The sequence below is a fragment of the Sphingobacterium suaedae genome (genome assembly GCF_042684625.1).
In the GTDB taxonomy this organism is placed as follows: domain Bacteria; phylum Bacteroidota; class Bacteroidia; order Sphingobacteriales; family Sphingobacteriaceae; genus Sphingobacterium; species Sphingobacterium suaedae.
The window spans coordinates 202,852-219,057 of the sequence record NZ_JBHULR010000003.1; the positions used below are offsets into that span (position 1 = coordinate 202,852).

Here is a 16,206-nt window from a genome sequence, read left to right on the forward strand (position 1 = left end):
CATGAAAACTCATAAAAACGTTTAAAGATTTAACACCCAATATGCACAATTTATTGTTTATTATGAAACTTTTCTGTCTATTTTGATCCAAATTAGCTAATTTCGCATCTCTTTGAGGTAAGCAGAACAGGTTAAGAAATGGAATACAATCATCAATCTTTAGAAAAAAAGTGGCAAAAGTTTTGGGCTGAGAACGGCACCTTTAAACCGTCGGAAACGACGGAAAAACCGAAGTATTATGTGCTAGATATGTTTCCGTATCCATCGGGAGCAGGTTTGCATGTTGGTCACCCGCTCGGCTATATTGCTTCCGATATTTTTTCGAGATATAAGCGGCTGAAAGGTTTTAATGTTCTGCACCCGATGGGATATGACTCTTTTGGATTGCCGGCGGAACAATATGCTATTCAGACCGGCCAACACCCTGCTGTGACGACAGAAGTTAACATCAACCGTTATCGTGAACAATTGGATAATATCGGTTTTTCGTATGATTGGTCAAGAGAAGTCCGAACGTCTGAACCTCTATATTATAAATGGACGCAATGGATTTTTATGCAGTTGTTTAACGCTTGGTATAATCAAGAAAATGACAAGGCAGAATCGATGGATACCCTGGTGGACCATTTTAATCGGTTAGGATCGCACGGCGTAAAGGCGGTAGCAGACGATGACGTACGAGTCTTTACGGCGGAAGAGTGGAAATCGTTTGACTATGAGGAACAACAACGTGAGTTGTTAAAGTATAGGTTGGCCTATCTGCGCGAGAGTACGGTCAATTGGTGTGCGGCACTAGGCACGGTGTTAGCTAACGATGAAGTGATCAATGGTGTCTCTGAACGGGGGGGATATCCGGTCGAGCAAAAGAAAATGATGCAATGGTCTATGCGTATCACAGCCTATGCTGATCGTTTATTGAAAGGGTTAAACACGATAGATTGGCCCGAACCGTTGGTAGAAATGCAGCGCAACTGGATTGGTAAATCGGTAGGTGCATTGGTTAAATTTCCGGTTCCTCAAATGGGTTCGGAGATAGAGGTATTTACTACACGGGTAGACACCATTTATGGTGTTTCTTTCCTAGTCCTTGCTCCCGAACATGATTGGGTGGATGTCCTGACGACAGAGGAACAACGTGCTGCAATTACGGCATATAAGGAAAAAACGGCTAAGAAATCAGAACTTGACCGTATGGCCGATACAAAAACAGTATCTGGCGCATTTACGGGCTCCTATGCTAAACATCCGTTAACGGGCAATGATGTACAGATCTGGATTGCCGACTACGTGTTGGCGGGATACGGCACAGGCGCGGTAATGGCAGTCCCATCCGGAGATCAACGAGACTACGTGTTTGCCAAACATTTTGAATTGCCGATTATTCCTATATCAGATACTCAACATATTGAGGAAGCCGCAGATCCAAATAAGGAAGGTCGATACATTAACTCGGACTTTATTAATGGTATGAATTACCAGGAAGCTGTTCCAGCACTTACCCAAAAACTGGAAGAATTGGGCTTGGGAAAAGCGAAGGTCAATTATCGGATGCGCGATGCGATTTTTGGACGACAACGTTATTGGGGAGAACCGGTTCCTGTCTATTTTAAAAATGGATTGCCCTATCTTATTGAAGAGAGCGAATTGCCGCTTTTGCTGCCCGAGGTTGATAAGTATTTGCCTACAGAGACGGGCGAGCCGCCGTTAGGAAGAGCTGAAAATTGGAAATATAAGGGGGAATACGAGTATGAGTTGAGCACTATGCCGGGATGGGCTGGATCTTCTTGGTACTGGTTTAGGTACATGGACCCGTCAAATGCAGACGATTTTGTATCGGAAGAAGCGGTCTCATATTGGAAGTCGGTCGACTTATATATTGGTGGTTCTGAGCATGCTACGGGGCATCTCCTATATGCTCGCTTTTGGAATAAGGTATTAAAAGATCTAGGTTTTCACAACGAAGAAGAGCCGTTTAAAAAGTTGATCAACCAAGGGATGATACAAGGACGTTCTAATTTTGTTTATCGTGTGTTGGATACAGACGGAAAAGGGACAAATACCTTCGTTTCACATGGTTTAAAAGAGCTGTATAATACTATCCCGCTTCATGTGGATGTTAATATCGTGTACAACGACGTATTGGATACCGAGAAATTTAAAGCTTCTCGCCCTGATTTTGCCGAAGCTGAATTTATTCTTGAAAATGATCGGTATGTCTGTGGAACGGAGGTCGAGAAAATGTCGAAGTCTAAATTTAATGTTGTCAATCCTGATGATATTATTGAGACCTATGGGGCGGACACTTTGCGGCTGTATGAAATGTTTTTAGGGCCATTGGAACAATCTAAACCTTGGAATACAAATGGAATAGAAGGGGTGCACAAGTTTTTACGTAAACTGTGGCGTTTGTTCCATGACGCTGACGGAAATTTTAACGTATCCGACAATGAGCCAACAAAAGCAGAGTTTAAAGCATTACACAAAATCATCAAAAAAGTTGAGGAAGATGTGGAACGTTTTTCATTCAACACATCGGTCTCTGCATTTATGATCTGTGTTAATGAGTTGACCGATTTAAAATGTAATAAGCGCAAAATATTGCAAGACCTGATTATCGTTCTCGAGCCATATGCACCACATGTGACCGAAGAATTATGGGCTCTACTGGGTAATCCTGCAGGGACGATTTCTTACGCTTCTTATCCCGCTTTTGATCCGTCCTATTTAGTAGAATCTGAATTTGCGTATCCAGTGTCTATCAATGGAAAGATGAAAATGAATTTGGCTTTAGCGCTAGATCTCGATCAAGAAGCGATAGAGAAAATTGTGCTTTCCAATGATGATGTACTTCGGTTTTTAGATAATAAACCTGTGAAAAAAATGATCTTTGTGAAAGGGAAAATTATCAATATTGTTGTATAAATATGAATAACACGGGAATAAAATAAGAAGGCTTATAGTCTTCTTGTTTATTACCGAATTTAATGATAAATGTATTTATTATTGATTTTGATGATAAATGCGTTTATCATTGATTTTAATGATATATACTCAAAAACGACGTTGCTTAGCCCGTTATAAATCATTATCTTTGATAAGATGGAAAAGAGAATTGCTATCCTAACGGGTGATATCGTTGGTTCACGAACCGAAAGCCCGACGACCTGGCTTCCAGCATTGCAAGAGGTGCTTTCGCAGCAGACGACGAAATTTGACATCTTTCGCGGAGATAGTTTTCAAGCTGAGCTACATATAGAAAAAGCGATTATAGTTGCTATCTCTATAAAAGCTACCATGATTGCACTGAAACTGGATGCTCGAATTGGGATAGGAATAGGGACAAAGACACATGACGCGGCCCACGTAAAAAATAGTTTCGGCGATGCACTTATTTATTCCGGCGAAGCGTTCGATGAGCTAAAGAAGGACACGTTGTTTTTGAAATCTGCAAACGAGCAAACCAATAGGCTGTGCAATGTGATCCTCTCCCTTGTGACAGCGCTCACAGAACGATGGACACCTAACATGGCTATCACTGTAAAAGCAGCGCTAGAACATACGAATCTCAATCAAATTGATTTAGCTAAACTGCTTAAAAAGAAACATCAGAGCCAGGTTAGCAACGAGTTGAATAAGGCGTCATTTGCCAAAATTCAAGAAGCATTAGCATATTGTACGCAAGCGATCTTAGTCTCATGAGTGTGTTTTTCTTAAAGCTATTACTGGCGCACTGCCTCGGCGATTTCGTTCTCCAACCCAAAAGCTGGGTCAACAAAAGGAAAGAACATATTGCCTATCTGTTTTTGCACATCGCCGTCCACACAGGCTTACTCTTGTTATTTTTCTTGCCCGATTTGTCCAAATATTGGCAGACCGTCGTATTTATAGCGTGTTCGCATCTGGTTATCGATAGTCTAAAAATTTATATAGAAAAAAGATGGACTAATAAACCTTTTCGAGCGTTTATCGTTGATCAACTGCTCCATGTGGGGGTACTATTGGCCGTGGTACTGTACGCATACGGCATTCCTCCAGAATGGCTAACATATTTGTGGTCGGCTCCGTCGCTTCTCTATGCCTTAAGTTTCATACTCACCGTCTGTGTCAGTCCAATTGCGTTGCGTGTCTTTTTCAGTAAATGGACATCTGAGTCTGATTTTTTGCATAAACCCAAAAATTCACTTGCTGACGCTGGTTTACTTATCGGCATCATGGAACGCTTGCTTATCATCCTGTTTATACAGCTTGGCTTTTTGTCAGGAATTGGCTTTTTACTCGGAGCAAAATCAATTTTTCGCTTCGGAGATCTTACAAACGCAAAGGATACTAAGTTTACAGAATATATATTGGTGGGCACTTTTGCCAGCTTTACGCTTGGAATCGCCATCGGCTATGCACTTCGTTTAGGTTTAAAATACCTGGCTTAGGTCATTGGAAACATGACGATAGTCTTAATAAGACACCTATAAATTATTGCGGATATTATTTTAAATCGTAAATTGTGTCAAATCTAATCGTATGAGAGTCTGTTTCAAGATGCTACTGCCTGTTTTAACTCTATTACATCAATCTATATTTGGACAATTAAATGTAGAAGATAGCCTGATGTCCATTGCGAATGAATTTAAGGCTGTCGGACTAGCTGTCGTCGTCGTTAAAGAGGGGAAACCGATATACCACAAGGCAGTCGGGATGAAAGATATTCAAACGAGGACACCATTAACAACGAAAAACCTTTTTCGGATAGCATCTATCTCCAAGTCATTTTCAGCTACGGCAGTTATGCAACTTGTAGAGCAAGGCAAATTAAGTCTAGATGACGACTTTGGGGATTTGATCGGATTCCCCATCCGTCATCCGAAATATCCAGAAACTGTTATCACTCTTCGAATGGTGCTCTCCCATACCTCCAGCATAAATGATAGTAACGGATACTTTGATCTGGATGTAATCAATCCAACGAAAAATGAAAACTGGTCTAAAAGTTACAATGATTATAAGCCGGGAACCGGTTATGCATATTGCAACCTAAATTATAACATGGTAGGAGCTGTGCTTGAACGGGTTACAGGTGAACGTTTTGACCGTTACATTACCCAAAAAGTGCTTAATCCGTTACAGATCAGAGGAGGGTACTGTGTAGACTCTCTGGATAAAGAAGCATTCGCAACTTTATACACGTACGATACCGTGTCTCAGGGATTTATAGCTCAGCCAGGGGCTTACAATCCGCGATCTGCAGAAATTCGTTCGTATAGACTGGGACATTCCACACCCATATTTTCTCCCACGGGAGGTATGAAAATATCTCCCGAAGACTTAGCAACATACATGATCATGCACATGCAGTTTGGATCTTATCAGCGGCAAAACCTACTGCATGAAACCTCAGCAAAGCTTATGCAGACCGCCGTCCACGACCAGGAACGCTACGGGTTAGCGCTTCTCAAAACGAATCAGCTCATTCCAGGAGTCGAACTTACAGGACACACGGGGTCGGCATACGGGCTTTATAGCGCGATGTTTTTTAATCCAGCATCCCGCTACGGATTTATTGTTGTTACAAATGGATGTATACCTACATATCAAAATGATTTTCCCGCGCTCACGATACGTACAATCAACTTTTTATACCGTAATTTAATCCAATAAACTGGCTTGTTTTTTGTAACTTATATACCGGAACCAACGGAATAAGCTTATGATGAGAAAAATCTTTTACATCGCCATTTTACAAGTATTGACATCTGTATTATTGTCAGCACAAGGTTTGTCCATAAAGGATATCCGTAAAGATTTTAAAGTAGGCCATAAAGATGAAACCACGTGTAAACGACATCTGCAAGCGCTCGAGAAATATGCTGATTCTCCTGTTGAACGTGGGTATGAAGCGGCCTATCACATGTTCATGGCGAAACACATCAGTAACCCCTTCAAAAAAATGAGTTATTTCAAGAGCGGAAAGCAAATGCTAGAGAAAGAAATAGCAGCTAATCCCAGTAACGTCGAACTGCGGTATATTCGTTTATGTATTCAGTATTACATACCTTCTTATCTCGGATATAAGGATAATATAGAGGAAGATAAAGATTTTCTAGTAAATAATCTCTACAAGTTAAACGATCGCGCCACAAAAGAGCTACTATATACTTATCTGAAAGGTGCTAAGATGTACTCTGAGCAAGAACTTGCATTATTAGGCCGGTAGTCACAATCTTTACGTACTTTTGTGCGTTAGTACGTATATGAAAAAAGCAACACTTCTCTTAACCGCAATTATTGCCATGACTGTTTCGGGAATGGCCCAAATAAAATTTGATATAGGCAATGTTCGGGAACTCGATCTGACGGACAAATTAAACGTGGTTTTGATCCCGAGCAACGAGAATTATGTGAACGTAGAAGGGGACTTAGTGGATAAAGTCGAAATCATTCAAAAGGAAAATAAGCTACGAATAAAAATGGCTAGTGGCTATCCACTAAAAGGAGCCAATACATTTATCAAAATATATTCACCTAATATCTCTAACTTCACTGTACAAAAAGGAGCCATTGTACAGACCGATACAGAACAACTTGTTGTAGATAGTTTAGTGATCTGGGCCAATGAAGGGGCCAAATTGGACTTACAGGTTCAATCCAAGAACGTCGAGGTGAATAGTACCACAGGATCCTCTGTTGAATTAAATGGGCAAACCGAGGCCCAAACGATAAACCTAACTTTTGGCGGTAATTTTTACGGTGAAAAATTGGAGAGCAAGCATGCCGTGGCGCGGATTAATGGTGGCGGCGTATGTGACGTGCGGAGTTCGATCTCTGCTGATGTCCAAACTCGCGCTGGGGGTGTAATTACGATATATGGTAATCCTGCAGAAAGACGGCAAAGAAGATTAGCCGGCGGAAAGATTACCTTCATCGACTAACGAATATGGTCAGTAAACGAGGTTCTTGACGCCAATGGCGCAAGAGCTTATTATTTAAAATACTTAGGAACTTTAATCCGATAACAACATCATCCTACCGATTCGCTCCTTGTCCCAATGGATTAATCTAGGCAATACTATTTTTCCCGTCGAATTTTATTTACACCCAACCTAAATTCGTCGTATCATCTTCGATTCGACGTAGCTAGAGGGGTGATGCCTTGCAACTGAACTTACCCAGAGTCCGTTAATCAGCAAACGCTTGTTGAACACGTGTCTTTTAAAATCATGTCCATCGTCGAATGCGAATCCAAATACCTGCGCTTCGGCGCTAAAAACGGCGATAAGAGTAAAACAGAAGAAGAAAGTGTATTGCATTAAACAGGCGATATCAAAAAAAATCACTACTATATTTGTTAAACTACAGAGGTTGCCTCAAAATGATAGATGGATAATTAATCTAGCAGGGATACTTTCGGTGGCTCACGGTAAAAAATCCTTAAAAATTACATAACGAATATGTAACTTTGCGGCATGTCCGAAAAAATTATCATCCTTGATTTTGGCTCGCAGTATACACAATTGATAGCACGTCGTGTTCGTGAGCTTAACGTTTATTGCGAAATATATCCCTTTAATAACCTTCCGGAATTTGATGAAACGGTCAAAGGTGTAATCTTCTCAGGAAGTCCTTTTTCCGTACGACAAGACGACGCTCCTCAAATAGATTATGCGTCCATACAGAATCGGTTTCCGTTATTAGGTGTGTGTTATGGTGCACAATATTTGGCGCAGCAATCGGGAGGCGAGGTTCTTCCGTCGGAAATTCGAGAATATGGCCGTGCCAATTTGCAGTTCGTGAATCAGGAAAATGAGCTATTGAGAGGCGTGCCCGTACAGTCACAAGTTTGGATGTCACATGGCGATACGATTAAAGAAGTTCCTGCCAATTTTAATATTATCGCGAGCACAGACAAGGTCCGTGTAGCAGCTTACCATATAGACGGAACACGCACCTATGGTATACAATTCCATCCAGAGGTAACACATAGTACAGACGGACAAGTCCTATTAAAGAACTTTGTGGTCGACATTTGCGGATGTTCACAAGAATGGACCGCAGACGCATTTGTCGAGACGACAGTGGCCGAACTCAAGACACAGCTTGGCGACGACCATGTCATCATGGCCTTGTCGGGAGGGGTTGATTCGACGGTCGCAGCGGTGCTTTTACACCAAGCGATAGGCCAAAAACTACATTGTATTTTCGTTGACCACGGTCTCTTACGTAAAAACGAGTATGAACAGGTGTTGGACTCGTATAAAAATATGGGACTGAATATCAAAGGCATTAATGCAAAAGAACTCTTTTTTGGTCGTTTAGCTGGCGTATCGGAACCCGAACAAAAGCGGAAAATTATCGGGGCGGCATTTATCGATGTGTTCGATCAAGCGGCAAAAGATATACAACACGATCTTCCGGAAGGTGTAGAGGCTAAATGGTTAGGACAAGGAACTATTTACCCGGATATTATTGAATCCATTTCGGTGAAGGGGCCTTCAGCGACCATTAAATCGCACCATAACGTGGGTGGACTGCCAGACTTTATGAAATTGAAGGTCGTTGAACCGTTGAAAACTTTATTCAAAGATGAGGTTCGCCGTGTTGGTAAAACACTACATGTAGATCCTGCTATTTTAGGAAGGCATCCCTTCCCGGGGCCTGGCTTGGCTATTCGCGTTCTTGGTGATATAACCGAAGAAAAGGTACGAATTTTGCAAGAAGCAGATGACATATATATCCGCAATTTAAAAGAAGCTGGATGGTATGACAAGGTATGGCAAGCTGGAACAATTTTCTTGCCCGTACAATCTGTAGGGGTAATGGGCGATGAACGTACCTACGAACATGTGGTAGCGTTACGCGCTGTGGGATCTCTGGATGGTATGACAGCGGATTGGATTCATTTACCGTACGATTTGTTAGCAAAAATTTCAAATGAAATCATCAATCATGTTAAAGGAATCAACAGAGTTGTATATGACATCAGTTCAAAACCACCAGCAACAATTGAGTGGGAATAAGTTATTTCTTGCACTAGGTATAGCACTAACTTTGGGCGCATGTTCGCCCAAGGTCGGTGTACTAAAATCTCCCGATCATCGCGGCGGAAATATAGGAAGCACGACGACGTCGACAGATAAACAATCTAGTAAGAAAGAAAGCGAGACAACCAAAGAGGCGGTAACGAAAAAGAAGGAATTACTTGAAAATAGTATTTCATTGGTGTTGCCTTTTCAGTTGGATCGGTTAACACCGCATGTGCTCTCAAAAGAAGATGTTAAACGTTCCGCAATAGCGCTCGATTTCTATCAAGGGTTTCAACTCGGTTTAGATGAGTTGGCCAAACAAGGAAAATCTTTTTCTTTAAACGTTATTGACTCTCGCGATAACGAGACTCAGAGTATGATGATTGCAAAATCTGAAGATATTGCGGGCTCTAATTTAATTGTAGGGCCGGTTTATCCAAAAGAAATTAGCGCTTTCGGAACAGGTTTGTCCGATAAAGGTGTGCTTCAAATTAATCCGTTAGCGGCATCCAAGGCGAGCGAATTCAATTTGCCAAATTTAGTTTCACTCACACCGTCTATTGATGTGCACACAAAAGCTATGGCCACTCGTGTAGCAAAGGACTATAGTGTGGGAGACGCGATTATCATTTACAATACATCGGATAACGATGGTCGACAGTTTTTAAGCGGTTTTATTTCGGAGCTCAAACGTGTGAAACCATCCATTCAGGTAATCTCCGTTTCTTCAGTGGCACAATTAAACGATGCCCTGACGGTCTCGGGTACAAATAGGGTCGTTGCAGGTACCACCGATAAATATCAGCTTCGCACTTTGCTGAACGGACTCGATAAAAAGACATCGGAAACCTACGTGACGATTAATTTATACGGACATCCGCTTTGGGACCGGATCGATTTCAGTTCGTATACCAACTTTGCGAATTTTAACCCGGTGATTTCCGCCGAGAGTCATTTAAAAAATTGGGCAAACGACGTCAAACGTTTCAAGAATTCATACTATACTTTGTTTGGCGTAAATCCCTCTGATCATTCGTACAAAGGCTATGATGCGGCAAAATATTTTGGGGGGTTGTTGGCAAAATATGGAAACAGTTATCCCGAATATATTACCAAAGAGCAATTTGTTGGTTTATTCAGCTCCTATGATTTCGACCGAAATGAACAATGGGGATATATTAATCACGCTGTTTCGTTCAAAGTCTACAAAGGAGGCGGTTTTCAACTTAATTAATGGCAGATATGAATCACAAGAGGGTTGAACAGCAGCTGCGGAATTTTCGGAGAACTGTAGACGCCTATGATTACAGAGAGCCCTTCGCACGTTTTTTAACAAAGTTCTTTAAGGAAAATAGACAAATGGGGTCATCCGATCGACGGATGACTTCGCGTTTATGTTATAATTATTTTCGATTAGGAGATGCTGCCGCGGATCTTTCCATCGATGAACGCCTCGTGATCGCCGAATTTTTATGTGAGGTGGAAAGCCCATTCGTTAGTCTGTATAAACCATCCTGGGACATGCATATCAAGGAAAGCGTGGCAAATAAGTTGACATTGGTAGAGCAACAAGGACTAAACGTGACCAGTGGTCTTTTTCCATTTGCAGAACATCTTTCCCCGCATATAGACCATGCTGCTTTTGCGGTTAGCCATCTAATACAACCGGATTTGTTCATCCGTGTTAAATCTGACGCACAAAATCGTGTTCAATCAGCCCTGGACACACAAAACATTCCGTTTGAAGTTGTAGATACCCAAACATATTCACTGCCAAATGGAAGTAAGCTTCAGGAATTAAAAAAAGTAGACGGGCTCTATGAAGTACAGGACTTGTCGTCTCAGCACAGTCTGGATCAGGCGATTGTACGCGCTGGAGAACGTTGGTGGGACGCTTGCGCCGCCTCCGGAGGCAAGTCGCTTATGTTGGTGGATCGGCATCCAGACATAGAACTTGTTGTCTCCGATGTTCGACTATCCATTTTAAGAAACTTAGACGAACGATTTGAAAAGGCGAACGTGAAGACAACGTATACGAAAAGAGTATTGGACTTGACGAAAGACGTTAGTTCAGTAATGGGGAGAGATTCTTTTGATGGAATTATTTTGGATGCACCTTGCACGGGATCGGGCACATGGGGGAGAACTCCTGAAATGAAGCATGCGTTCTCTGCCACCACAATACAAGAATTTGCCACTTTACAACGTTGTATAGCAACCAATGTATTGCCATACCTAAAAACGGGTGGACAATTAATTTACATTACTTGTTCGGTTTTTGAAGCGGAGAATGAAGGTGTGCTGAATTTCTTGGAATCGGAAAGGGGGATGAAGGTAGAAACACAAGGGGTTATCAAGGGCTATGACAAAAAGGCGGACAGCATGTTTGCTGCCCGATTACGCAAAATCTAATCCTGAAATGCTTTGTATTATTCGCATTTTCCGGGAATGACCAAAACAGGACAACTCGCTTTTCTTATTACAGATTCCGAAACGCTTCCAGAAATAAAGTGCTCGAAACCAGTACGTCCATTCGATCCCATAATGATTAAGTCGGCTGTCCATTCTGTCGCGGTATTTAAAATCTCATCTCGAACGTTTCCAATCTTATTGAAAAGAAAGACTTCCTGTGCGCCCTCAAACATAGAGCCAATTTTCTCGAGAAAACGTTGGGCAGATTCTTGTTGAATCTCTGAAACTTCGGGTACAATAATAGGCTGCTGCCCAAGTAGAGGATCCGCGCCATAACTTGCTGGAGATGTCGGTGGAACAACCGTCACCAAAGCCAAAGACGAATTAAATTCGCGGACCAAGTCTTTTCCGTATTCGATCGCCTTTTCAGTGCACGGAGTGTCGTCTACAGCTAATAATATGCGATTAAATCTATGATTGCCCATCTTTTTGGAATTAAAAAATTATCTTCGTATGTACTGAACATCCGCAGTATGCTATTTGTTTTATAAATATATAAATAAATATGGTTACAGCTTTCTGCCATCTATCCGTTGTGCCGTTACGGGCCGCCGCTTCTCATCGTAGCGAAATGGTCAGTCAGGTTCTGTTTGCCGAAGAATTTGAAATATTAATCGAGGAGCCTGACTGGTACTATATCCGCCTGCTTGATACCAACTATGAGGGTTGGATCCAACATGGGCAATTTGTCATGTCGACAAATTCGACAGCACCTGTCGTGACCGACCACTTGTCTAGAATAGTCGACATCGGTGGCGCTAACGCTTTGGTAAACGGTCAAGAGATCCGTCTTGTCCATGGTACGAAAATACCGAGCGGCTTGTTAGGAGACAACAGACATGCTCTATACAGTCGTATTGATTCCCCGTTGAGAACAGCCAATCTGCACGACTTTGACACCGAGCTAACCAAACTCGTTGCGTACTATAAAAATTCGCCGTACCTATGGGGAGGTCGTACGTCCTATGGGATCGACTGTTCTGGCTTGAGTCAAGTCCTGTATGCACACTTTGGGATTCCCTTGCCGCGGGATGCCTATCAACAAGCGGAACTCGGCGAGACCGTAGACTTTCTAACAGAGGTTCGGCGTGGAGATCTAGCATTTTTCGACAATGAAGAGGGACGAATTATACATGTAGGTCTTATGCTCGACACGGAAACGGTATTACATGCGTCGGCAAGTGTACGGGTCGACAAAATGGATTCCGAAGGAATTTTTAATAGGAACTGGAACCGATATACGCATAAATTGCGTATTGTAAAACGGTATTTCTAATCGGTCAACAACGTATTTTTCAAAAAGAAGCGACCAAAACTATAATAAACGCCCATGTCATTACAAAATAACAGATATTTCGTATTAGCTGATAGCCAGCTATTCCCTATTGTAGACGTTGACAATTTGCCAACGTTGAGGGATACAACAAACCATGACGTATTGGAAATGGCCAAAAGGGCCTATATAGCATGGAAAGAAGGAAAGGATACAGAGGCCATACAATTGTATTCATCGGCCATTTCTTCTTTTCCGGAGCAACCTTTCTTTTACGCCTGTCGTTCCATACTAAATCAACGGGTACAAGATGACGAGGGTGCGTTCTACGATTATCAAGTTGCTAAACAACTGGATTTTAATTACCACGTTTTCTTGGAATGGCAAGAGAACAGACCGGAGGAGACACGTCCTATTCATCCGTATGACAGCCTACAATTGTTGTTGCATGACGCGCTCGATGCAACACAAAGTTTTGATTATAGACACGCAATCAATTTATATTCCCATGGCATCGATCGGTTTTCTGGTACCGCCGACATATATGTTTATCGCGGGGCACTTTATCTCCGTGTATTGCGTTACAGGGCGGCGCTTGACGATTTTAATGATGCTATTCAATTGGATCCCTTTCACGCTCCAGCTTTTTTATCCAGAGGTAAATTGTTTGAGGCCATTCGAGAAGAGGAGCGTGCAATGTCTGATTTTAACGAGGCTGTAGAGCTTAATCCGGATAATAGCGCCGTGTATGAGGAACGAGGTAATTTTTTGATCAACCAAAAAAAGTTTGACGCAGCAGTCGATGACTATTCCAAATTGATAAAATTACTCCCTGACGACTTTTACGTATATGCGCTTCGCGCCGATTTGTACGAAAAAATGGAAAATTGGTTGGCCGCTTTGGAGGACTATTCCCAAGCGATAGAACGAAATCCCTATTATTCGGATTTATATATCTATCGTGCCGAAATGAGAGAGAAGCTAGGCGATTCCGTGGGAGCTGCAGAGGATAGACGTATGTTTCAGGAAATGGAAACAGAGGACTAAGCCCTGCAATGCCATTAATACGATAAGCAGATATAGTACAGATGGTACTTCCTAAATGGGGATATAGTACGTTTTAGTACAGGGAGAAACGCGTGTAACTTAAAAGCTGCTTTATGCTCATTTGGCTCTTTAGGACGGATTCTCCATTATTAATCAAAAGTTAATTAAAACTAACAGTCATAAGTCAACCCATACGTTAGCTACAAAATTTGGCCGTCTAACTAAACAACCCTTGTTGCCCCTTGTTGGGAATGTTCAGGTTCGTACCAATTTTTTTATTGAGCTCATTGATAAAATGCGCGGCTAACAAAGGCGATTCTTTTTCGATATTTTGATGGATAAAGAAACAAAGCTTTTGTAATCCAGCGTCTTTCCATGCTTTAATGACATCTACCCACGCCGTTAGTCTGTCGTAATCGCTAGCATGGTTTGCACCAACATAACGCACAAATGCGATAGGCGTGGTCAACCGCATGTGTACCATATCCCGGCGTCCAGCGGTGTCAACAATCACATTGGTCGTCTCCGTGTTTTCCAATACCTTGAAAAGTTTTTGCTGAATGTCGTCGTTGGAAAACCATTCTGCATTTCGTACCTCCAATGCTAAGGGATAACCTTTTGGAAATTCGTTAAGGAAGGCGTGAAGGCGATCAAAGTCCTTTGGCTTATAATTATCATGCATTTGAAGAAAGGCCATGCCCAGTCTATCCTCGAAAAGTACTGTAGCATCGATAAACGTTTCAACCTTTTCTTTTGTATTCAACAACCGGCTGTAATGGCTAACGGATTGCGGTATCTTGGGGAAAAATTTGAATCCCTCAGGGGTTTTGGTTCGCCATGTTTGTACTTGCTCCTTGGACGGAGAGTTGTAAAAAGTAGCATTGAGTTCGATCGAATTAAACTGTTTAGCATAGTAAACAAGCTCGTCTTTCGTACCCTTCGGATAAAACCCTTTCAGATCTGCCTTATTCCATTTTGCACAACCTACATACACTTCAATAGGTTTGTCGTTCTTATGCTTCTGAAGTAAATGTAGTGTCTCTTTCGGCGTAGGAGGCAACGTGAAGTCAATCTCCTCAGGATTGTTTACTTGACCAAATTTCATAGCCGAAGATAATAAATCAAAAAGATAATTGGATAAAAAACGACGTATTTGGCGCAAAAAAAATCCTGTATCAGTAGATTGTGATACAGGATTTCGCGACGCATACTTTCGGTTACACGTTGAAACGGAAATGCATTATATCGCCATCTTCCACCACGTATGTTTTCCCTTCTACACTTAATTTGCCAGCTTCCTTAACCGCAGCTTCAGAGCCGTATTGTATAAAATCATGGTATTTGATTACTTCAGCCCGGATGAAACCCTTTTCAAAATCCGTGTGTATGACACCTGCAGCCTGAGGTGCAGTAAATCCGTTCTCAATCGTCCATGCCCGTACTTCCTGTACGCCAGCCGTAAAGTAGGTTGCTAGATCGAGTAATGAATAGGCTGCGCGGATCAGCTTATTCACTCCTGATTCTTCTAAGCCAAGATCATCTAGAAACATTTTGCGTTCTTCGTACGATTCCAACTGCGCGATTTCAGACTCTATCTGAGCCGAAATGACAAGCACTTGCGCATTTTCATCCTTAACAGCTTCCCGAACACGTTCTACATAGGCATTCCCCGTGTTGACAGACCCTTCGTCTACGTTACAAACGTAAAGGACTGGTTTGACCGTCAGAAGAGCCAAATCACTAATATATTCGAAATCTTCGACGGCTATAGCAGCTGTTCGCGCAGATCTTCCAGATTCTAAATGTTCCTTGACAACAGAAAGAATTTCGAACGTTTTCTTGGCATCTTTATCACCTCCGGTTTTCGCCATTTTTTCGACCTTCTGTATGCGCTTAACCACGGTATCCAAATCTTTCAGCTGAAGCTCCGTGTCGATGATTTCTTTATCGCGAATTGGATCAACGGATCCATCCACATGTATAACGTTCCCATCATCAAAACAACGCAACACATGAATAATTGCATGTGTAGTACGTATATTTCCTAAGAATTGATTTCCAAGCCCTTCCCCTTGAGAGGCACCTTTAACTAGCCCCGCAATATCGACAATCTCGATGGTATTCGGCACAATGCGTTGCGGATTGACAAGTTCTGCTAATTTATTTAATCGGTCGTCGGGTACGGTTATGACGCCCACATTTGGTTCTATTGTACAAAAAGGAAAATTTGCCGCTTGCGCTTTCGCATTCGACAAACAATTGAATAATGTTGATTTACCGACGTTTGGCAAACCTACTATACCACATTGTAAAGCCATGAAATGTTCATTTTTTTAAATCGCACAAAGATAGGGAAAATCCAGCAATCTATTCGGGTAACCTTACGAGATTATTTTTTCA

14 protein-coding genes are annotated in these 16,206 nt (G+C 41.9%); 11 read left to right on the top strand and 3 right to left on the bottom strand.

Annotated features, from left to right (window positions below; translation table 11 throughout):
- Nucleotides 1-138: 138 nt before the first annotated feature.
- The 9 genes from leuS to ACFSR5_RS04265 all read left to right on the top strand — a co-directional run bounded on the left by leuS (nt 139) and on the right by ACFSR5_RS04265 (nt 11,426).
- The gene (gene leuS, locus ACFSR5_RS04225) at nt 139-2,922 is read left to right on the top strand and encodes a leucine--tRNA ligase (protein ID WP_380901040.1); all 2,784 of its coding nucleotides are present in this window, start codon (nt 139-141) and stop codon (nt 2,920-2,922) included.
- Nucleotides 2,923-3,099: 177 nt separating this feature from the next.
- A complete protein-coding gene (locus ACFSR5_RS04230; protein WP_380901042.1) occupies nt 3,100-3,699 on the top strand; it encodes a hypothetical protein in 600 nt (199 codons plus the stop codon).
- The gene (locus ACFSR5_RS04235; RefSeq protein ID WP_380901044.1) at nt 3,696-4,427 is read left to right on the top strand and encodes a DUF3307 domain-containing protein; all 732 of its coding nucleotides are present in this window, start codon (nt 3,696-3,698) and stop codon (nt 4,425-4,427) included. Before ACFSR5_RS04230 ends, ACFSR5_RS04235 begins: the two co-directional genes overlap by 4 nt.
- Nucleotides 4,428-4,518: 91 nt before the next feature.
- A complete protein-coding gene (locus ACFSR5_RS04240) occupies nt 4,519-5,652 on the top strand; it encodes a serine hydrolase domain-containing protein (RefSeq protein WP_380901046.1) in 1,134 nt (377 codons plus the stop codon).
- 49 nt (nt 5,653-5,701) lie between these two features.
- Nucleotides 5,702-6,208 (top strand): hypothetical protein, encoded by a 507-nt coding sequence (locus ACFSR5_RS04245; protein WP_380901048.1) that lies wholly within the window; start codon nt 5,702-5,704, stop codon nt 6,206-6,208.
- A gap of 37 nt (nt 6,209-6,245) precedes the next feature.
- On the top strand, nt 6,246-6,923 hold the full coding sequence (locus ACFSR5_RS04250) for a GIN domain-containing protein (RefSeq protein WP_380901050.1): 678 nt from the start codon (nt 6,246-6,248) through the stop codon (nt 6,921-6,923).
- Nucleotides 6,924-7,457: 534 nt separating this feature from the next.
- Nucleotides 7,458-9,008 carry a glutamine-hydrolyzing GMP synthase gene (gene guaA / locus ACFSR5_RS04255; protein WP_380901052.1) on the top strand — a complete coding sequence of 517 codons (1,551 nt, stop codon included), beginning with the start codon at nt 7,458-7,460 and terminating at the stop codon, nt 9,006-9,008.
- On the top strand, nt 8,965-10,248 hold the full coding sequence (locus ACFSR5_RS04260) for an ABC transporter substrate-binding protein (RefSeq protein ID WP_380901054.1): 1,284 nt from the start codon (nt 8,965-8,967) through the stop codon (nt 10,246-10,248). The genes guaA and ACFSR5_RS04260 overlap by 44 nt, the downstream gene beginning before the upstream one ends.
- Complete coding sequence (locus ACFSR5_RS04265) at nt 10,248-11,426, top strand: RsmB/NOP family class I SAM-dependent RNA methyltransferase (RefSeq protein ID WP_380901056.1); 1,179 nt, start codon at nt 10,248-10,250, stop codon at nt 11,424-11,426. Before ACFSR5_RS04260 ends, ACFSR5_RS04265 begins: the two co-directional genes overlap by 1 nt.
- Nucleotides 11,427-11,443: 17 nt before the next feature.
- On the opposite strand, the gene ACFSR5_RS04270 is transcribed toward ACFSR5_RS04265, so the two are convergent.
- Nucleotides 11,444-11,911, bottom strand: coding sequence for a universal stress protein (locus ACFSR5_RS04270; protein WP_380901058.1), 468 nt, complete (start codon nt 11,909-11,911; stop codon nt 11,444-11,446).
- Between the two features lie 80 nt (nt 11,912-11,991).
- On the opposite strand from ACFSR5_RS04270, the gene ACFSR5_RS04275 reads away from it, so the two are divergent.
- On the top strand, nt 11,992-12,762 hold the full coding sequence (locus ACFSR5_RS04275; RefSeq protein WP_380901060.1) for a C40 family peptidase: 771 nt from the start codon (nt 11,992-11,994) through the stop codon (nt 12,760-12,762).
- Nucleotides 12,763-12,816: 54 nt separating this feature from the next.
- Nucleotides 12,817-13,806 carry a tetratricopeptide repeat protein gene (locus ACFSR5_RS04280; protein WP_380901062.1) on the top strand — a complete coding sequence of 330 codons (990 nt, stop codon included), beginning with the start codon at nt 12,817-12,819 and terminating at the stop codon, nt 13,804-13,806.
- 217 nt (nt 13,807-14,023) lie between these two features.
- On the opposite strand, the gene ACFSR5_RS04285 is transcribed toward ACFSR5_RS04280, so the two are convergent.
- Together ACFSR5_RS04285 and ychF are read right to left on the bottom strand one after the other, a co-directional pair.
- The gene (locus tag ACFSR5_RS04285) at nt 14,024-14,911 is read right to left on the bottom strand and encodes a DUF72 domain-containing protein (protein ID WP_380901064.1); all 888 of its coding nucleotides are present in this window, start codon (nt 14,909-14,911) and stop codon (nt 14,024-14,026) included.
- Nucleotides 14,912-15,023: 112 nt separating this feature from the next.
- Nucleotides 15,024-16,124: a redox-regulated ATPase YchF gene (gene ychF, locus ACFSR5_RS04290; protein ID WP_380901066.1), complete on the bottom strand. Its 1,101-nt coding sequence runs from the start codon at nt 16,122-16,124 to the stop codon at nt 15,024-15,026.
- Between the last annotated feature and the right edge of the window lie 82 nt (nt 16,125-16,206).